Below are 20,097 nucleotides of genomic sequence, written 5' to 3'. Positions count from 1 at the left end.
CCCCTCCCGAGAGAGCCCCCCTCCCAATCCTCCCCCGCAAGCGGGATAGGGCTTTTGGGCCGGCATAGAAAGTCGCTCGCGCTCTCTCTGGCCGTCATGCCCGGGCTCGTCCCGGGCATCCACGCCTCGCCCTTAAGCTCAATCCCGGCGGAGCCGCGTGGATGGCCGGGACAAGCCCGGCCATGACGGATCTAAGGGTGCTCAGGATCGACAGGCGAAGTTCGCGGCATCCCTGGAGCCAGCGGTTGCGTCCGCGGGCCGGCGCCAGCTGCCGCACTCAACTGCTACAGGCTGCTCATTCCCGGCTGTTTCGTACCCGCCTGCCTGTTGATCATTTAACACCACCTTCTCTTTTTCCGGCCGCCGTTCCATCCTTCCGTCAGAAGAAGAATTCGGGAGGAAGAGAATGCGTATGCGTGCCGCCGTTCTGCGGTCATCGCCTGTTGCGCGCCCCTATGCGCAGACCCGGCCCCTGACCATCGAGACCGTCGACCTCGACCCGCCCGGCCGCGACGAGGTTCTGGTGAAGATCGCCGCCGCCGGCCTCTGCCATTCCGACCTCTCCGTCATCAATGGCGACCGGCCGCGCCAGAACCCCATGGTGCTGGGGCATGAGGCCTCCGCGGTGGTGGTCGAGCCGGGTCCGGGTGTCCACGACCTCGCGCCCGGCGATCATGTGGTGATGAGCTTCATTCCCAATTGCGGCCACTGCCTGCCGTGCCTGGAAGGGCGGGCGCAGCTTTGCGGGCCGGGGCAGGCGGCGAACGGGGCGGGGACGTTGATCTCCGGCGCCCTGCGCCTGCGCTGCGACGATGGCACGGACACCTATCACCATTGCGGCGTGTCCGGATTCGCGGAATATGCCGTGATCTCGCGGCGCTCGATCGTGAAAATCTCCAAGGACATCCCGCTGGTGGAGGCGGCGCTGTTCGGCTGCGCCGTGATGACCGGCGTGGGCGCGGTGGTGAACACCTGTCAGGTGCGGCCTGGCCAGAGCGTCGCGGTGGTGGGCCTCGGCGGGGTCGGACTTTCCGCCGTGCTCGGCGCGGTGGCATCGGGAGCCGCGCGGATCATCGCCGTGGACCTGTCACAGGCCAAGCTCGATCTGGCGATCAGCATGGGCGCAACGGACGGGTTCCTCGCCGGCGATCCCGAGGTGGCGGACGCGATCCGCGCCGCCACCGGCGGCGGGGTGGACCATGCGCTGGAAATGGCAGGGTCGGCGCCGGCGTTCGAATTGGCCTATGCCATCACCAAGCGCGGCGGCACGACGGCGTCCGCCGGCCTCGCCAATCCCAAGGCCCGCATCTCCCTTTCGCCGGTCCATATCGTCGCCGACGAGCGGATCATCAAGGGCAGCTACCAGGGCGGCTGCGTGCCCCAGCGCGACATCCCGCGCTTCATGGCTCTCTACCAGCGCGGCAAGCTGCCGGTGCAGCGCCTCTTGTCCAGCACCGGCCCCCTGGAAGACATCAACGCCGCCTTCGACCGGCTCGACCGGGGCGAGGTGGTGCGGCACGTTATTACGTTCTGAGGGTGGTGGCTTGGCCTCTGCCCAGTATTCCAGCAGCGGCGTCTTACCCCCTCTCCCCGCGGGGGAGAGGGTTGGGGTGAGGGGGGCAAACCTATCCGTTCTGCGCGTCAGGAGCCCCCTCACCCGTCCGCTTCGCAGCCGACCTCTCCCCCTCGGGGAGAGGTGAAAGCGCACCAACCACAGGGCTTTACTAGACGCATGTGAGCCACCGCCGCGCCCCCTCTCCCGCTTGCGGGGGAGGGTTGGGGAGGGGGCCGGGGCTTCAGAAGAAGCTCCGCACCCAACCCATGTCTCAGCAATTCCCCCTCCCTAGCCCTCCCCCGCAAGCGGGAGAGGGAATAGCGTAAGGGGGAGATGGAAGCACTCCACCTCACTAAAGCCCCCCGGACCCTCACTGCATCTGAATGCCGAGGTCCTTCATCAGGGCGGTCTGGAAGGCGAGGTCCTTGCGCAGGAAGGCGTCGAAGCCCTTGGGGTCGAGATCGGAGGGATAAAGGCTCGATTCCGTCAGCAGATCCCGCACTTCCTTGGTTTCCCCCGCCTTCTTCAGGGCGCGGTAGAGGATGTTGGTGATATCCGGTGGCAGGTTGGCCGGGGCCAGCATGCCGAAATAGCCGGTGATGTCGAAATCCTTGTAGCCGAGCTGCTGGAAGGTCGGCACGTCGGGCAGCGTCGGCGGGCGCATGGTGCCGGTGGTGGCGAGCACCTTCACTTTGCCGGTCTTCATCAGCGGGACGGCGGTGACGGTGGAGATGAACGTCATGTCCACCTGCCCGCCCATGACGTCGGTGGCGAGGGTCGGCGAGTTGTAGGGCACGTCGATCAGGTCGACGCCCGCGAGCTTCTCGAACACCGCGCCGGCCACATGGGTGACATTGCCGACGCCCGAGGTGGCATAGGTCAGCTTGCCCGGCTCCTTCTTCGCCGCCGCGACGATGGCCTCGACCGAATCATACTTGGTCGCGACCAGGGCCAGCCCGTAGGACTGGGCCGCCAGGAACAGGGCGGTGAAATCGTCCACCGGCTTGTACTGGAGGGTGGTCGCCATCGCCGCATTGGCGATATGCGAGCCGGTGGTGAACAGCAGCGTGTAACCGTCCGCCGGGGTGCGGGCGACCAGCGTCGAGGCGAGCACGCCGTTCGCGCCGGGACGGTTTTCCACCACCACCGGCTGGCCGAGATCCATCGACATGTGTTTGGCGAAGGCGCGCGCCAGCACGTCCGTGGAAACGCCGGGTGCGAACGGGCACACCAAGCGGATCGGCTTGGTGGGGAAGTCCGCCGCGAAGGCGGCGCGGGGCAGGGCGCCGGCAACCCCGGCGGCAAGAGCACCGCGCAGCAGGGCGCGGCGGCCGAGCCGCAGGTCGATCGGCTGATGGGGTGTTTTGGCGTTGGGCATTTCGGTCTCCTCGCCCGCGTCGTGCACGGACACTGATGTTCAGCCGGGGATTTCGGGAAGCAGAAGCTGGGCGTCGTATGCGCCCCCGGTGTAGAGCGTGGTGACGCCGCCGAAGACATCGGCGGGACGATCCGTCGCGCTGTCATGCAGGATACGGCCCGGCAGGCCCGGATACTCGAAGTCGCGGCCCTGGACGGTCAGCACCAGCCGGTAGCCGGCGGGCACGACCACGCTGGTCGGCCAGATCTCCACGTCGACGGGATAGATTTCGCCCGGCACCAGAGGCTGCACCTCGTCGTGGGTGTGCCAGGGGCGATAGGGCGTCGAGAGCGCCGGGTCGGTCTTGCGGTGCGAGGCGCGCTGCCAGCCGCGTGCCACCGGCACCGGCTCGTGAGCCCCGGTGTAGCGCACCTCCTGGTCCTCAAGATCGAACAGGCGCAGCGTGACGAACAGGTCGGCATCCCCGGTGGTGGAGGAGACGAACAGCCGGGCAGCGAGCGGGCCGGTAAACTCGGTCTGCGTCTCGAACGGCGCGGTGGAGAAGTCGACGCCTGCGCCCAGCGCCTCGAACGACGTGCTGGCGGCAGCGGCCGGAGTAGCCGTGCCGAAGGAGAGGTTGGCGGCATCGAGGTGAAACGGCGTCCAGCGGGTGCGGGCGAGCGGCCATTCCTGCTCGAAGCGTTCATCGGCGCCGTCCGGCCGGCGCACTTCCAGGCGGATCGGCGGGGTCTTGTCCCAGCCATTGTCCTCGCCCTTCAGGACGTGTGCGAGGAACCGCTTCTGCATGGCCACATAGGGCGGCAGGTAGAAGCTGTCGTAATGGGTGCCGATATGCATGGAGAGCCATTTGCTCTGCGACGCGACCCCGAGGAACCCGTTGATATTGCCGCGCAGATGGATGCCCGGCCCGCCCCAATTGCCGGCGGACAGCACCGGCACATTGATGCGGGAGAGGTCGGCGGTGCGCTCCTTGTGCCAGGCATCGTCGAGCGGATGCGCCAGCAGGTCGGCGGGGTGATTGGTGCGGCTGCCGGCGAGAACCTCTTTGCTGAGCGCCGGCCCTGTGGTGCGCTCGCCAGTGTCGCGGTCGCGATAGGTGCTGTCGCCGCTGCCGTGCTGGTTCACCAGCGCCTGGCGCGGCCACCATGCGGTCGGGAAGCCGGCGGAGAAGATGCCGCCGTGATGGCTCCAGTCGCGATAGAAATCATTGGCGCCTTCCCACGGCACGATGGCGGCGAGATGCGGCGGCTGGAGGGCTGCCACCTGCCACTGCTTGATGGCGAAATAGGAGATGCCGATCAGGCCGACCTTGCCGTTGGACCAGGGCTGGGCCGCCGCCCATTCGATGGCGTCGTAATAATCGGTGGTCTCGCGGGTCGAGAACGGGTCGAGATAGCCCGGCGACTTTCCGCTGCCGCGAGAATCGATATTCACCACCACAAAGCCGTCCGGCACCCACCGCTCGGGGTCGACCACCTCCCACCTGAGATACTGGCCGGTGGAGCCATTGGCGCAGAGGTCGGGATAGACCCGCAGCAGGTTGTCCCACTGGCTCTTGAATGCATCGCCGAAATGCGCGTCCTTGCCGTAGATGCCCATTGCCATGACCACGGGATAGCGGCCTTCCGCCTTTGGGCGGAACACATTGGCGCGCAGCACCAATCCGTCGGACACCGGGACGGCGACGTCCTTCTCGAACACCAGTCCGTCCGGGGCGACGCCCGTGCTTGGGCTTTCCGTGGTCATGCGCCTTCTCCCTGGGTGCGTGCGAGCGCGTGTGATTGGCCGCAGGGATAACGCGTGAAAATCGATTTTTCAAGCGTGCGGATGTCACGCCCCTGGTTTCTTCGGCCGGCGTTTAGGTCCGGACAGGGGAAGACATCAAACGACTTTGGCTTCCGTCAGCGGCGCATCGCCCAGCAGGCGCGTGTAGCCGAGCGCGGAAAGATCGATGGTCCGGTAGCGGCCGTGGACGATCAGTTCCGCGAGGCCGCGCCCCACGGCGGGGGATTGTTGCAGCCCGTGGCCGGAAAAACCGTTGCACAGGTGAAGATTGGGCACCTGCGGGGCAGGACCGAGGATCGCATTGTGGTCGAACAGGTTCAGGTCGTAATGCCCGGCCCAGGCACGCCCGGTGCGGATGCGCTCGAACGCCGGCACGCGGGTGGCGAGGACCGGCCAGATGTGATCCTCGAACAGGGTGTGGTCCACCTCGAAATCCGTGCAGTCCGGGTCCGCTTCTGGCGCCGGCGAGGTGCCGCACAGAAATCCCGCGCCCTCGGGGCGGACATAGACGCCGCTCGGGTCGATCATCAGCGGGCAGTCGGCGACCGGATCGGCGCAGGTGAAGGTGAAGATCATCCGCTTGCGCGCCCGCACCGGGAGGTCGATGCCCGCCGCCCGCGCGAAATCCGTGCCGCCGGTGCCGGCCGCGTTCACCACGGCGCCGCAGCCGATGGTGCGGCCGTCCGCCAGGCGCACGGCGGTAATCCGCCCGCCCGCCATGTCCACCCCCACGGCGCGGGCGGCGGCATAGGTGACGCCCCCGGCGCGCGCCTTGCGGCGGAACGCCTGCATCAGGCCATAGCCGTCGAACCAGCCCTCGCCGGTCAGGCCGAAACTGCCCAGCGCGAGGTCCTGCGTGCTGAGCCAGGGAAAGCGCGCCACCAGCGCATCCGGGTCAAGCAGGGCGATGTCGGCGCCGAGCCCGCGCTGGAGCGCGTTCGCCGCCCGCATGTCGGCCTCCTGCTCCGGCGTCGCCAGGAACAGGTATCCGCCCTCCTTGAGGCCGATCTCCGGCCGCTCGCCCGCCACCTCCAGCCGGGTGCCGATCTCCCGCAGGAACTGGATGCCGTAGAGCGAAATCTCCACATTGATGGCCGAGGAATATTGCTGGCGGATCGAGGCGGCCGAGAGCGCCGAGGCGCACTGCTGATAGCTCGGGTCCTGCTCCAGCACGAGGATGCTGCCGGAGAAATCCGGATCGGCGGCGAGATGGCAGGCGATGGAGGAGCCCATCACCGCGCCGCCGACGATCACCACATCATAAATCTCGACCACGCGTCGTCTCCGAACTGCTGCGCGCCGATCTTAAGCCGATGTCGGCGCAGGCCCCATAGGGCTCAATAATCCCACTGCGCGCCGATGCCCACCGAGGTGCCGCCGTCGGCCCCGGTTGCGCCCTGGAGGCGGATGTTCTTGCCGAGATCGATGTCGATGGTGGCCTGGGTGGAGCCGGAGGTGGTGCCCTGCCGCACGCCCAGCGAGATCTTGTCGTTGATGCGCCGGCCGAGGCCGACTTCGCCCCCCGTGCCGGCGGAATTCACGCCGACATTCAACTGGTCGAGCCCGAGCGAGCGGCGCAGATTGCCCAACGTCGCCTGCCCGGTGCCGGAGAGCGTCGCCACCGCCTGCGCCACCTGGAGCGCCTGCCCGGCGGAGAGCTGGCCGGTGGCGCGGCCGAACAGCAGGCGCGCCACCACCTCGTCCTGCGGCAGCACCGGCGAGGAGGAGAAGGAAATCTCCGGTTGCGAGGCCCGCCCCGTGATGATGATGCGCGCCGTCACGTCCGCCGCCGTGCTCTCGGCGATGAAGTCGAGGTCGGGATCGGTGGAGCCGTTGAAGGTCAGGCGGCCGCGCGTGAAGTCCAGGCGACGGCCCAGCACGTCGAGGCGCCCGCGCCGCATCTCGAACGCGCCCTGGGTGACCGGCTCGGCGCTGGTGCCGCGCAATTGCAGGGTGCCGCCCATTTCCGCTTCCATGCCCAGGCCACGCACGAAGATGCGGTTCGGTGCGGCCACCGTCAGATCGAGGGTGGCGATGAAGGCGCCGGCAGAACGCGGGCCGCCCGTGCGGGGCGGGCGGGGCGCCGCGGGGGCAGCGCCGGGCGGCAGGTTGACATGGCGCACCTGGAGGTGTGCCGCGCTGCCGCCGGGCAAACGGTCGGGGAGGTTCACGTCCAGCGCCCGCACGTCGATGCGCCCGCCGACGGTGGGCCGGGTGGCGAACGGGCCGCTCACGGTGACGCGGCCATCGGTGACGAAGCGTATCAGTTCGCTGTTCACGAGGCCGGCGTTGTTGAGTGTCACCTCGATGCGGCCGGGAAATCCGCCGGCAGTGTCGAGGGCCATATTGCCCTGCGCCTGGAGGGTGCCGCCGTTCGGCGTCGATGCGCGTAGCGAGGAGAGGGTCACGGAGCGGTCGGTGCCGGTCAGCACAGCCTCGATCTTCTCGATGGTCACGCCATTGGGCGCATCCTCGTAGCGGCCGCCGGAAATGCGCACCGTGCCGCCGGCGCGCGGCGCGGCGAGTTCGCCCCGCAGCGTCACATTGAGCGCCGCCGTGCCGGACGCCCGTGCGCCGGTGGTCGCGAGCATCGCATTGGCGATGGCGAGCGAAATGCTCCCGCGCATGGCAAGGTCCAGCCCGCCCTGGGAGATCGGCACCGAACCATTGATCGAGACGCCGGTGAGCGCGGGGCCGGAGATGGTGGCATTCACCCCGGCGCGGCCGCCGTCCAGAGTGCCGCTGGCCCTGATGTCGTAGGGGCCGGCGCCGGCGCGGGCGATCTCGGGGGCGGTCAGGCGCGAAACAGTGATGTCGTAGCGCCCGGTCGGCGCCGTGGCGCTGCCGGTGACGCGGGCGGTCGCCGCCAGCGTGCCTGAAAGATTGAGCGCGGGGTCCGCCAGCGCGGCGAAGGAGAGCGGGACGCCGCGCGCATCCAGGCTCGCATCCAGCGTGTCGCCAAAGCGACCCTGGAGCGCGATGGTGCCGCCGCCCGCGTTCAGCGCCAGGCGGTCGAGGGTGGCGGCGCCGTCCCTATAGGTGAAGGTGGCGGGCGCAGCGAGGACCAGCGTCGCCTGGTTGCGAACGACGCGCAGCGTATCCAGCCGGAAGGTCTGCGCCCCGTCGCCGCTCGACGCGCGACCGGCCATGGTGATGGTGGCGCCCTGCGCGGCGGCATCCAGCGTCAGGCCGGTGCCGCCGTTGGCCGGTGCCGCCACGAGGCGCATGCGGTCCACGGTGACGCTGCCTGCGGCGATGCCGGTTGCTTCCACCGTGCCCACCAGGGCGGTGGAGACGCGGGGGTCGGTGATGGCGAAGTCGAACCGGGCCGTCGCCACGCGCTGGCCTGCGGCCACCACATTGTTGAAGGTGCCGGTGACGGCGATGCGTTGTGCGCCGTTGAGGATATCCAGCACCAGCGTGCCGTCGGCGCGCCCGGCGAGTTCGTCGAGCGCCAGTGCCGACACGTCGGACAGGTCCTGCGCGGAGAAGGCGAGGCGGCCCGTCAGCAGGCCGGCGGGGGTCGCCGTCAGCGCCCCCGTGAGGCGCGCCGATCCCACCGAGAGGTCGAGCCCCGAAAGGCTGCGGCTGCCGTCCGCATTGGTGGCGAAGCTTGCCCCGCCGCGCGCCGGCTTGCCGCCCACCTCCCCCGCGAGCCGGGCCGTGCCGCCCACGCGCCCGGTGAGGTCGCGGGCGGTGAAGTCGAGGGTCAGGCCCTTGATCGGCCGCCCCATGGCGGCGCCCTGGTCCACCGCCACCTGGCCGGTGACATCGAGGGCGGAGAGCTTGCCGGAGAAAACTGCCTGTCCGCGTCCCGCGCCTTCCAGGCGGGGGTCAAGCCGCTTCAGGTCCGGCAGGGCGATGGTGCCGGTGAGGTTGGCGGTCGCGGCATCGATCCGGCCATTGACGGAAATCCCGGCGCCGGGAGCCGTCACCTTGAGGTCGCGCACGGCGATCGCGCCGTCCGGGGCATAGGAAATGCCGCCCGCGAAGGCGGCGGTGCCGCCGATCAGCCCATCGAGAGTGGGGTCTCCGGTCGCCACGCCTTGGGAATTTCCCTTGATATCCAGCGCCAGCGCGCCCTGGCGGGTGTCGCGGGACACGTCCGCATTCAGCGCGAGGATGCCGCGCACCGGCCGTCCGGCGAGTGGGGCGAAGGCGGCAAGGTCCAGGCGGGGCAGGTCGATCTTGCCGCGGATGGCGTCCTGGGTGGCGCGTCCGGCGAAGGTCGCCTCCACCGCAGGCAGGCGCGCGGTGGCGCTGGTCAGGGTCGGCGGGGTGGTCTTGCTCCAGTCCCCGCGCACGGACAGCGTGCCGCCGGTGCCGAGCGCCTGCGCTACGGCGGGGTCAGCGGCGGAAAGCCCGTCCGCCACCATATCGGCGTTGAAAGTCAGAAGGCCGGAGGCTTGCGGCACCGTGCCGGCCGTCACCTTCAGGCTGCGGGCGCCATAGCCCGCGCCGGAGAGCCCGGTCGCCTGAATGTTTGCGACGAGGAGGGGGGCGTCCTGCGTCCCCTTCAGCGTGCCGTCGAGGGCAAGCGCGGTCCAGGAGATGCCGGGCGCGAGGGCGGCAAAGCGCGCGGCATCGCCAAGGCGTGCGCTGAAGGCGAGGTCGGCCCGGCGGGCGGCATCCAGCGTGCCCTTGATCTCTCCGGACAGGCCAGCCGAGGTCAGCACGAAGCGGCGCAGGTCGATGTTGAACGCGGGATCGATCCGCGCTTCCGCGCGCAGGTTCGCTGGCCCCTCGAACAGCGGCGCGATATTGGCCGGCATCGCCCGCGCCACATCGCCATTGAGCGCGAGCGTGACCACATGGGCGCCGGCGGACGCGGTGATCGCCGCCGTGCCGTCGAGACGGGCGAGGGTTCCGGCGGAGGCCTTCAGCGTTCCCTTCCAGTCGTCCAGCGTGCCCGAGCCCTTGATGCCGGCATCGAGCGCCGGCAGGCCCTCAAGCCCGGCGAGGCGCGCGGCGACGCCGCCCTGCGGCTCGCGGGCGGTGAGGTCGAGATCGAGCTGCCGCCCCTCGGGGGCGTAGCGCACCGTGCCGTTGAGCGTGCCCTCGGCGTCGCGCCGCTCCAGGTCGAATGTCATGGAGATCCCGCGCGCCGGCTCCATCAGGCGGAGCGCCGCCTCGAAGCTGAACTGGGCGGCGCTGCCCAGCACCGGGGCGGCGAGGTCGATGCGCGGCACGGCGAGGCGGTCCACCACCACCCGCACCGCCGGCAGGCCGCCGGACTGGGATGGGGTTTCGGACGGCGGCAGTTCGGGTGCGCGCAACATACCGATCCGCGCGGCCTCGAGCGAGGAGACCGAGACCGTGCCCGACAGCAGCGCGAACGGGGCCCAGGCCAAAGCGAGATCGTCGATTTCCGCGAATGTGCCCTTGGGATCGGCCAGGACGATGTGCGCGACCCGGATGCGCCAGGGGAAGGAGCCGGTGAGGCCCGAAACCTTCACGTCCAGCCCGCCGCCAGAGGCGAGCCGGCTGGCCAGCACCGCGAGATAGTCGCGGCCGAACCCGGTCTGCGCGCTGCCGAACAGCACCACCACGAGCGCCGCCGCGCCGATGACCAGCGCAGCGAAGGACCAGAGAATGAGGCGCAGGGCTCGCATCAGAAGGACTGCCCCAGGCTGACATAGATGCCGTAATCGGTGCCCGCCACCGCCGGGTCCATCGGGAAGGCGAGGTCGATCCGCAGCGGGCCGATCGCCGTGTAGTAGCGCAGGCCGATGCCGTAGGAATACTGAAGGTTGGAAAAGTCCGGGTATTGCGAGGCGAAGGCCGCGCCCATGTCGAAGAACGGCACGATGCCGATGGTATCGGTGATGCGGATGCGCGCCTCCACCGAACCGGTGAAATAGCTGAGGCCGCCGACGATGATGCCCTGGGCGTTACGCGGGCTGGCGGACTGATAGTCATAGCCGCGCAGCGTGCCGCCGCCGCCCACATAGAACAGCCGTTGCGGCGGGGGGGCGGTCATCTCGGCGCCGAGGATCGAGCCGGCGGACACCTTGCCGGCGAGGATGAAACGCTTGTCCTCGTCGAACGCGTGATAGGTCGAGATCGAGCCCTTCATCAGCACCGGCCCCGCGCCGGCACCGCCGAAATAGGCGAACGGCTCGATGGTCGCGGCGGCGCGGATGCCGCGCGAGGCGTCCAGCAGGGAATCCGTATTGTCGAAATTGGCGTCGATCGGCACGCCGGCGATGGGATAATCGGCGGTGCCGGTGGAGGTCTCCACCTGGGAGGCCTCGAGGTCGACGCCGATCTGCATGTTGAAATCATCGTTGAAGCGGTGGCGCACGCCGCCGAGGAAGGTCACGGCCTCCCGGACATAGGCGTTGGTCACTTCCCGCAGCACGGCGGCTTTCGCGACCAGATCCTCATTTGCGGTGAAGATGCCGGGCTTCATGAAAGTGGCGGAGAGATTGTAGCCGAACGGGTCGGCGTTGGGCACGGCGTCGGGCTTTTCCGCGAACCATGTGGCGCCGCCGTCGATCCGCAGGGTCTCGCCGCCGCCGAACAGGTTGCGCGAGCCCCAGAAGGCGTTGGCGGTGGAGCCGTCGGTGTTGGAATAGAGTGCGGAGAAGCCGACGTAATGTTCCTTGCGCTCGCTGATCTGCACTTCGATGGGCAATTGGCCGAGCACATTCAGCCGCTCGGCCTCAACGAAGCGCACCGAGCCGATGATCTCGTATCCCGCGAGGCGCTTGCGCAGATCGGTGAGGCGCTGCGGGGAGAACGGCTCGCCGGGGCGGATGTCGATCCGGTCCGCGACAAAATTGGGCGGCAGGCTCTGCGTGCCGCTGACGGTGAAGGGGCCGAAGGTGGCGATAGGGCCGGGCGCGACGCGGAACGTGATGTTGAGGGTATTGGTCGCGTGGTCCGCCACCACATCCTTCGACACCACCTTGGCGAACGGATGCCCGGCATCGCGCAGCCGGCTGACGATGACATTTTCCGCGTCGATCGCCAGATTGGCCCGGGCCGGCTCGCCGGCGACGACGCGCATCTGCCGAGGCGTCGGCGGGTCGGCCAGGGGACGCCCTGCGGTATCGACCACGCGCACGGTGCCGAAATTGAAGCGCGGCCCCGAGTTCACCTGCACCACCACGGGCACGGGACCTGCCGCGCGGGCGGCCTCCACGGCGTTGAAGACATCGGGTGCGTTGGGCAGGCGGCCGGCGATGGTGATGGTGAGGTTGCCGCCGTAATAGCCCTCGGAATAGAGGGCGGCGACGATCCGGTCCTGGTCGGCGAGCGCCCGGCGCACCAGCCCGGCCGCGCCGGCGGGCGGGGAGCGCTTCAGTGATTCGAGGTTCGATGCGTCCGAAATGGCCGAGCGGACCGCGCTGTCGCCGGTGACGTCGAAGGTCACGGCATAGGGCACCGCGTCCGACACCGGGGCCTCGGATTTCGCGGCATTGGGATTGAGCCAGGCGATGGCCTGATCGAAAAACGTCGGATCTTCAGCCCGCGCCGGTGTCACGGCGAGCGCGCCGACCAGCGCGAGAAACCCGCCGCAGACGAGGCGCAAGGGTGGCGGAAACTGAAAAAAAGAGGTGTACGACGCGGGGCGCCGAGGGGTGTCTCCGGCCAATGATGAGCCCGCAACGTCTGCCTGATTGGGCGCCGATATTAGCCGCCGCACGCTCCCGCGTCCATGCCGTAAGGCCATTGTCGTTAAAGGAATACTGAAGCTAAGCCGCTGAGAAGTATCGCAGTAAGAACCGCGACTGCCCGATTATTCCGCATTCGGGGGCGGCTTTGCCCACAACAGGCGCTCGACACATTTCTGACAAGATGCAAGGCTGGCGCGATGGCGGGGGCCAGGCGTCAGAGGCGCCTCACAACCGTCGGGTCGGGAGCCTGTTTGCGCCCCGGCCGAGAGACGGGGGAACAAGTGAAGCACAAACTCACGCTGTATATCGTTATTGCGCTGATACTCGGGGTCGTCATCGGCTACATCCTGAACAATACCCTCACCCCGGCGCGGGCGACCGAGGTCGCCGACAACATCTCCCTCATCACCGAAATCTTCCTGCGTCTGGTGAAGATGATCATTGGCCCGCTCGTGTTCACCTCGCTGGTGGCCGGCGTCGCCCATATGGGCGACATGAAGACCATCGGCCGCGTCGGCGGCAAGGCGATGGTGTGGTTCGTCAGCGCGTCGCTGTGTTCGCTGCTGATCGGCATGATCATGGTGAACATCCTCAAGCCCGGCGCCAGCCTGAACATGCCGCTGCCTGTCGCGGGCGCCGCGACCGGCATCCAGACCGGCTCGTTCTCGCTCAACGACTTCATCAAGCACGCGATCCCCAACAGCGCGGTGGGCGCGCTCGCGAACAATGAAGTGCTCCAGATCGTCATCTTCTCGATCCTGTTCGGTCTCGCCGCCGCCTCCGTGGGGCACCGGGCCAAGGTTCTGGTGGGTCTGATCGAGGAGGGGTCGCACGTCATCCTCAAGGTGACGGGCTATGTGATGTCGCTGGCGCCGTTCGCGGTGTTCTCCGCCATCGCCGCCATCGTGACCGAGCATGGGCCGGGCATCCTGCTCACCTATGGCAAGTACATCGCCTCGTTCTATCTCAGCCTGGTCATCCTCTGGCTGGCGATGTTCGGAGTGGGCTATCTCATTCTCGGCAAGACCGCGCTGCGGGTGCTGTCGCTGGTGCGCGCGCCGTTCGTGGTGGCCTTCACCACCGCGTCGAGCGAGGCCGCCTATCCCTCGATGATGCGGCAGCTCGAACGGGTGCCGGTGAGCGAGAAGATCGTCTCGTTCGTCTTGCCGCTCGGGTACTCGTTCAATCTCGACGGCTCGATGATGTATTGCACCTTCGCGACCTTGTTCATCGCGCAGGCCTACGGGATCGAGATGAGCTGGGGCCAGCAGATCGTCATGCTCCTCGCGCTGATGATCACCAGCAAGGGCATGGGCGCGGTGCCCCGCGGCTCGCTGGTGGTGGTCGCGGCGACGCTGGATATGTTCCATCTGCCCGCCGCCGGCCTGCTCCTGGTGCTCGGCGTCGACCAGTTCCTCGACATGGGCCGCTCGGCCACCAACGTCATCGGCAACGGCATCGCCACCACCGTGGTCGCGAAGTGGGAAGGCGAGGACGTGGACCGGGGCTATGACGAAGACGAAGAAGATGAGGATATCCCCATCGCTGCGTGAGACAACATCCTGAGATTATGCGGGGGCGGGTCGGTCACGACCCGCCCTTTTGCGTTCAGCCTACTCCGCGCACTTCGCGATGCCGCGTGTGTTGGTGTCGCCGCTGGAGACCACTGCGATGCTCGGGGCATCCAGCTGGCCCTTGACGGTGAAGGGATAGCCCACCGACCAGAGCCCCCCGTTCAAGGGGCGCGGCACAACCATGAGGTTCACGCTGTTGCTCGCGAGGTTGAGGGTGCCGCGCGCCACCGCCTCGATATTCTCGGTCTCGGCGACGATGGCCGGATCGGTGCGGCCCACCCCGTCGCTGAAGCGCAGCGGCACCCGCACGCAGCGCAGTACGCTCTCGCCCTTCATCACCGCGGGGTTGAACAGGCCGCCCAGCAGGCCGAGGCCGGCAAGGTCGAGCAGCCCGGTGCCCAGGCTGCCGTTCCGCACCCGCGCGACGATGCTGCCGTTCAGGGTCTGGAGCAGGTTGCCCTTGGTATCGAGATTGACCGAGAGGTCGAACGAAAGGCCCGCCGTACCGGTGATGCGCATGCCGCCCGCGCCCTTGAACATGGGTCCCAGCGGCCAGCCCTCGCCGGTGCCCTTGGCGGCGAGACGGGACCCGTCCTGGCTGGTGACGGCGGCACGGATGTGTCCGCCGCCGAAATTCACGCTCACCGGATCGGCGCGGAAGCTGCCATGGTCGAGCCGCAGCCGCGCGCTCAGTCCATTGCCGGAGTTTCCCCCGCCCTCGATCCGGTCCGCCGTGATCTCGATGTCGAGGTCGGAGGACCCGACCAGGTCCAGTTGGCTGCCCCCCTCAGGCTCCTGCGCGCCGACGATCTTGAGGCGCGGCGGCGGGGTGCCGTTGAGCAGGGGCGAGAGTTCATCCACACGGATCACCGGAGAGGTGAGCTTGCCGCTGATGAAGGGCCGCTCGTCGCGCAGCACGGCGCGCAGGTCGCCGTCCACCCGTGTCGTGCCGATGGTGAGCCGCCCGCGGGAGGCAACGCTGTCATCGGTCCGCGTGATCTGGCCGTCGAAGCTGAGCGGACCATCGAACGCAGAGTTCGAACCCAGCGCCGCCGTGAGCGCCGAGACTTTGGGCACAGTGAAGTCGAGGTCGATCACGGTGCCCGGAACCTTCGCGCCGGCCGCGACAGGCGGGCGCGGGTCCAGATTGACCGTGCCAGAAATGATCTTGCCGCCCGTGAGTTCCGCCGTCAGGCGCTCCAGCTCCAGGTCGCCATTCGCATCCGATAAGGTCGCCGAGCCGGCGAGGCGCCCGAGCAGCGGGCCGGTGGCGTCGGGCGCCGCGAGCACATCGTCGAGCGGAATGTCGAAATCGCCCGACAGGGTGATGCCCCTGAGGTCGAGCACATCCTTCACGTTGCCCTTCAGGCGGAACACCGGCTTATCCAGCGGTCCGGCCTGGACGGTGATGCCGTAGAACGCCACGCGCCCGCTCTGGTCGCGCCGGATCGCCGCCACCTCGATCGGGCCGATCTCCTTCAGATTCTGCGAAAACGCATTGGTCGCCACCGTGGCGCCGGCCAGCATCAGGCCACGACGACCGTCCTGAAGGTTGCCGGAAATCCGGGTGATGGTGATGTCGCGCGGCGAGACCGCCGGCTTGGCCGCCGGGTCCACGTCCATCACCACGTTGAGGTCGACCCCGGTCGCTCGCTGGAGGTCGGCGATGCCCCCGGTCACGGCAACGCGCTTGCCGTCGGTGAAATCAAGGTCGAGCGCAAGTCCGCGCATCGCCAGCACGTCCGGCTGCGCGAACAATTGCGCGCGCAAATTGGCGGTACCGTCCACCGAGCGGGCGATGCCCGCCAGCGCCAGCAGGTCGGCGATGGAGGTGGCCTGGACCGTCAGCGCCATTGAGAGGTTTTCGTCGAACGTGGGCGTCGCGGAGCGGGTCTTGAGCGTGCTGGTCAGTCCCGCCGCCCCGAGCGTCATGACGGCGCCGTAGGGCAGCGTTCCAGGCACCAAGATGTGTGGCTCCCGGTCGAACTGGAAGGCGAGGGTCACCGGCGTGCCGTTCAGCGTCGCCGTGGCGTCCATATATTCAACGCCGTCGCGCAGCCGGCTGAACACCTTCTGCACCTCGAAGGTGAATTCCCAGCCGTCCTCAACATCGGCGAAATTGAAGACCACATCCTCCACCCGCAGGCGCGGCAGCAGGGAGAACAAGGCGACGGGGGAGGAGAGCAGCGTCCCCGGCGCGGCATCGGCCGTCCCGACCAAGGGAAACTCGAACCGCCCGCGCTCGATCATGAGCGCGAACACCACCGGTTCGAACGGCAGCCTGTGCCAGTCGGCGATCAGCACCCGCAGCATGCCGATGTGCACCGGCGCTTTGCCGTCCGTGGTCGAGGTGACATTCTCAAGCTGAAGCGCGGGCCTCGGCCAGACCTGCACCGTCACCGCGCCTTCCACGGTGACGGGCTCGCCCCAATAATGGGTGAGGGCGGTCTCGGCGATGCGATGCCGCAGCGGCGCGCCGAGCGGCAGAAGCGCGAACGCCAGGAATGTCGCAACCGCGACACCCAGCACGCCCAATGCGCCGGCGGCCCCCATCAATGCCCAACGGCGCATTACGATCCTTTCGGTGAGATCGGGCGGTGATCAGCGGAAGAGATTGCTTTTCGCAAGTTCCAGCAATTCGTCGCCCCGCCCGTTGATGATGGCGCGCGCGGCATAGAGAGAGAAGCCGATGGCCTGCTCCGCCTTAATGGCGGGCGGCATCACCAGTTCCATCTTATCGGTCACGACATCCACCAGCGCGGGACCATCATGAGCGAACGCGCGCTCCAATGCCCCCTTCACGTCGCTGGGGTCCTCCACCCGGATGCCGAGGATACCGATCGCGTTCGCCATGGCGGCGAAGTCGGGGTTCTGGAGGTCGGTGCCCACGTTGAGGAAGCCGGCCGCCTTCATTTCCATGTCGACGAAGCCGAGCAGGCCGTTGTTGAACACCACGATCTTCACCGGCAGGCCAAGCTGGCGCAGCGAGATGATATCGCCCATCAGCATTGTGAATCCGCCATCTCCCGACATGGAGATGATCTGGCGGCCGGGATAGGCCCCCTGGGCACCGAGCGCCTGGGGCAGGGCATTGGCCATCGAGCCGTGGATCAGCGAGCCGATCAGTGACCGCTGGCCGTTCATTTGCAGATATCGCGCGGCCCACACCGTGGTCTCGCCGACGTCACAGGTGAACACGGCATCCTGCGCTGCCACCTCGTCGATGATCTTGGCGAGATATTGCGGGTGGATCGTCTTGTCGCCCTTCTTGCCCACCGCCAGCGCGTCGAGATCGCGGCGCGATTCGACATAATGCTTCTGCGTGGCGTCGAGGAAGCGGCGGTCTGTACGCGGCTTCAGCTGCTTCAGCAGCGCCGCCACAGTGAGCTTCACATCCCCCACCAGGCCAAGGTCGAGCCGCGACGTGCGCTTGCCGAGATTCTCCGCCCGGATGTCGATCTGCGCCACCCGCGCCTCGGTGGGATAGAATTGGCGATAGGGGAAATCGGTGCCCACCATCAGCAGCAGGTCCGCCTCGCGCATGGCGTGATAGCCGGAGGCGAAGCCGATGAAGCCGGTCATGCCGACATCATAAGGGTTCTCCCACTCCACATGCTCCTTGCCGCGAAGGGTGTGGACGATGGGTGCCTTCAGGGCTTCCGCCAGCGCCACCACCTCGTCATGGGCGCCGGCGCAGCCCGCGCCGCACAGCAGGGTGATGCGCTGCGCGCCCTCCAGCATGGCGGCGAGCTTGGTGATTTCCGCATCGGGCGGAACGATGGAGGGCAGGGCGATGGGCGTGAACGCTCCACTGGTCGGCCCCACCGCCGCGCGCAGCGCCACGTCGCCGGGTATCACCACAACGGCGACGCCCTGCTTCTGGATCGCCGTGCGCATGGCGATTTCCATCACGCGCGGCATCTGCTCGACGCTGGAGACCAGCTCGCAATAATGGGAGCACTCCCGGAACAGGTTTTCCGGGTGGGTTTCCTGGAAATAGCCGGAGCCGATTTCCGGGCTCGGGATATGCGCGGCGATGGCGAGCACCGGCGTGCGAGTCCGATGGCAGTCGAACAGGCCGTTGATGAGATGAAGATTGCCCGGACCGCAGCTTCCGGCGCACACCGCGAGCTTGCCGGTGAGCTGGGCCTCGGCACCGGCGGCGAAGGCGGCCACCTCCTCGTGGCGCACATGCATCCACTTCACCGTGGGGGTCGCGCGCAGCGCGTCGGTGAAGCCGTTGAGGCTGTCGCCGACGACGCCCCAGACCCGCTCCACGCCCGCCGAAGCCAGCGTGCGTGCCATTACGTCTGCAACCCTCGGAGCCATCGCGCATCTCCCATCGTGCGTCTTCGGTAAATCGATAGCATGAGAGCACGGCGCGCGGCATCATCGCTTTGATGCGAAAGGAATTATGGCATGGGGTCGAAGGCGGGGGCCGGCCAGGGCAAGGTTAGGGGCGAAAGCCTTGAGGAGCTTGAGGAGGCCGCGCTCGAAGGGGCCGCCGATCTCCTGGAGGGCCCGCTCCAGGCGGTGGAACGCTATGAAACCTCGATCTGGGCGGACCTGAAGGTTTTCAGCATCCGGGGCGAACGGGCGCTTGCGGCGGCCCGCGTGACCTTCGGCATCGTGGTCGCCATCCTGATTTCCCACGCGCTCGGGCTTGAGATGCCGGTGTGGGCCGCCATCAGCGTGCTTCGGGTGTTCCAGAACGACAAAAGCGCGACGCTGCGGCGCGGGGTGGAGCGCATCGCCGGCACGGCGCTGGGCGGGCTGCTCTCCTACGCCATCATGCTTGACGGGAAATACGCCCCGCTGGTCTATGTGGCGACCGGCCTCGTCAGCGCATTCGCGGTCTATGCCCAGGCGGTCAGCCGCTACAGCTACGCCTTCGTCATGGTGGGCTTCACGGTTCCCCTCATGACCTATCACGCCATGTCCTCCACCGAGCCTGTCATAACCACCATTCTAATGCGCGGCGCCGAGGTTCTGGTGGGCGTTGCCGTCGCCATGCTGGTGGATCACATCACCTCGCGCCGCCAGCCATCGAACAAGCCGCCGAAGCCGCTGATCGGCCCGGTGGACCCGGTGTTCATCGGCCATGCCCTGACGGTGGGCATCGCCGTGACCCTGGTGCCGGTGATCTGGACCACCTTCAACCTGCCGGGCCAGAGCCAGACGCCGATCACCGCCTTCATCGTGGTGAGCGCCGCGCGCGAGGGGATCGGCTGGAAGTCGCTCAACCGCTGCATCGGCTGCGCCATCGGCGCCGCCCTCGGCCTCATCGGCGTGGCGCTGCTGCCGGGCCTCGGCTTCCTGCCCTGGTTGCTGTTCCTCATAGCCGGGCTGCTGATCTTCACCCAGGTCTGCCACGGCGGAAGCATCATCGCTTATACCGGCGTCCAGGCCAGCATCGCCTTCCTGCTGATCGTGGTGCAGGAGCCGATACCCCATCTCGATCCGGCGGAGGCCTATGCCCGCATGTGGGGCATCGCCGGCGGCATCTGCTTGGTGATGGCAGTGGGCTTCGTCACCTGGCCGGTGCGCCGGCGCATCACCGAGGCGGTCGAGGAGCATCGGCTGGCTCATGAGAAGGCGGTCTAAAAGGCAGAGTAGACCTTCAACCGCTTCAAGCCATCGACGTGCGTGTCGATCTACCTATTCGTCGAGGCAGATCAACAGGGGTTTATGACCTGTGACGTCGAGAAAACGGAGCAGCGCCTCCGGCGTCAGGGTGGTGGTTTTCTCATTGGTGAGCGGGTGGCAATTGACGAAAGGCGCCTTCAGAAGCGCCTCGTCGATGGCGATGACGACATGTTGGTGCGGGTCATTCGCCGCCGCAAGGAGCGTAACCGCTCCAGGCAATACGCCGAGTTTCTCATAAAGTGCTTCAGGAGAGCCGAACGATAGGCCACCGCGCGCGCCGATCTTGGCTCGCAATGCTTTGAGATCTACCGGCGTGTCTTCCTCAATTGTGACGAGGAAGTACGTCTTTTTGGAATCCCGCAGAAACAGGTTCTTAGTGTGCGCACCGGGAATAGCGCCACGCAATTCGCGTGATTCCGCAACGGTGTGAAGCGGGGGATGCGAATGGGTTGTGGCCTCGATGCCCTGTTCGGCGAGGAAGGCCAGCAGCGTGTCGGGAATAAAGGACATGGAACCCATTGGCATAGCGTGATGTCT

Annotated in this window: 11 protein-coding genes; 3 read left to right on the top strand and 8 right to left on the bottom strand. The window is 67.8% G+C overall.

All coding sequences use genetic code 11. The annotated features are described in order from the left end of the window. The first annotated feature begins 406 nt into the window (after positions 1-406). Positions 407-1,534, top strand: coding sequence for a zinc-dependent alcohol dehydrogenase family protein (locus tag ADADO0_RS02450; RefSeq protein ID WP_511303495.1), 1,128 nt, complete (start codon positions 407-409; stop codon positions 1,532-1,534). Between the two features lie 391 nt (positions 1,535-1,925). On the opposite strand, the gene ADADO0_RS02445 is transcribed toward ADADO0_RS02450, so the two are convergent. The 5 genes from ADADO0_RS02445 to ADADO0_RS02425 all read right to left on the bottom strand — a co-directional run bounded on the left by ADADO0_RS02445 (position 1,926) and on the right by ADADO0_RS02425 (position 12,255). Continuing rightward, positions 1,926-2,933: a Bug family tripartite tricarboxylate transporter substrate binding protein gene (locus ADADO0_RS02445; RefSeq protein WP_511303494.1), complete on the bottom strand. Its 1,008-nt coding sequence runs from the start codon at positions 2,931-2,933 to the stop codon at positions 1,926-1,928. A gap of 39 nt (positions 2,934-2,972) precedes the next feature. Continuing rightward, positions 2,973-4,679: a CocE/NonD family hydrolase gene (locus ADADO0_RS02440; RefSeq protein ID WP_511303493.1), complete on the bottom strand. Its 1,707-nt coding sequence runs from the start codon at positions 4,677-4,679 to the stop codon at positions 2,973-2,975. 135 nt (positions 4,680-4,814) lie between these two features. Further along, positions 4,815-5,993, bottom strand: coding sequence for an NAD(P)/FAD-dependent oxidoreductase (locus ADADO0_RS02435; protein ID WP_511303492.1), 1,179 nt, complete (start codon positions 5,991-5,993; stop codon positions 4,815-4,817). 62 nt (positions 5,994-6,055) lie between these two features. Continuing rightward, a complete protein-coding gene (locus ADADO0_RS02430) occupies positions 6,056-10,330 on the bottom strand; it encodes a translocation/assembly module TamB domain-containing protein (protein WP_511303491.1) in 4,275 nt (1,424 codons plus the stop codon). Then, complete coding sequence (locus ADADO0_RS02425; RefSeq protein ID WP_511303490.1) at positions 10,330-12,255, bottom strand: autotransporter assembly complex protein TamA; 1,926 nt, start codon at positions 12,253-12,255, stop codon at positions 10,330-10,332. Before ADADO0_RS02425 ends, ADADO0_RS02430 begins: the two co-directional genes overlap by 1 nt. 366 nt (positions 12,256-12,621) lie before the next feature. Here ADADO0_RS02425 and ADADO0_RS02420 point away from each other — a divergent pair, with 366 nt between their 5' ends. Continuing rightward, positions 12,622-13,893, top strand: coding sequence for a dicarboxylate/amino acid:cation symporter (locus tag ADADO0_RS02420; RefSeq protein WP_511303489.1), 1,272 nt, complete (start codon positions 12,622-12,624; stop codon positions 13,891-13,893). A 60-nt stretch (positions 13,894-13,953) separates the two neighbouring features. Here the strand turns inward: ADADO0_RS02420 and ADADO0_RS02415 are convergent, their stop codons facing one another. Both ADADO0_RS02415 and poxB read right to left on the bottom strand, forming a co-directional pair. Continuing rightward, a complete protein-coding gene (locus ADADO0_RS02415) occupies positions 13,954-16,485 on the bottom strand; it encodes an AsmA family protein (RefSeq protein WP_511303488.1) in 2,532 nt (843 codons plus the stop codon). Positions 16,486-16,515: 30 nt separating this feature from the next. Then, positions 16,516-18,243, bottom strand: a complete 1,728-nt coding sequence (poxB, locus tag ADADO0_RS02410) for a ubiquinone-dependent pyruvate dehydrogenase (protein WP_511303487.1) — start codon at positions 18,241-18,243, stop codon at positions 16,516-16,518. A 90-nt stretch (positions 18,244-18,333) separates the two neighbouring features. Between poxB and ADADO0_RS02405 the strand changes: the two genes are divergently transcribed. Continuing rightward, positions 18,334-19,518, top strand: a complete 1,185-nt coding sequence (locus tag ADADO0_RS02405) for an FUSC family protein (RefSeq protein ID WP_511303486.1) — start codon at positions 18,334-18,336, stop codon at positions 19,516-19,518. Between the two features lie 54 nt (positions 19,519-19,572). On the opposite strand, the gene ADADO0_RS02400 is transcribed toward ADADO0_RS02405, so the two are convergent. After that, on the bottom strand, positions 19,573-20,070 hold the full coding sequence (locus ADADO0_RS02400) for a prolyl-tRNA synthetase associated domain-containing protein (protein ID WP_511303519.1): 498 nt from the start codon (positions 20,068-20,070) through the stop codon (positions 19,573-19,575). Positions 20,071-20,097 lie beyond the last annotated feature (27 nt).

Origin of the sequence: Aquabacter sp., assembly GCF_965279295.1 — a bacterium.
Classification (GTDB): Bacteria; Pseudomonadota; Alphaproteobacteria; order Rhizobiales; family Xanthobacteraceae; genus Aquabacter.
This window is presented reverse-complemented; position numbering and strand designations above follow the sequence as displayed.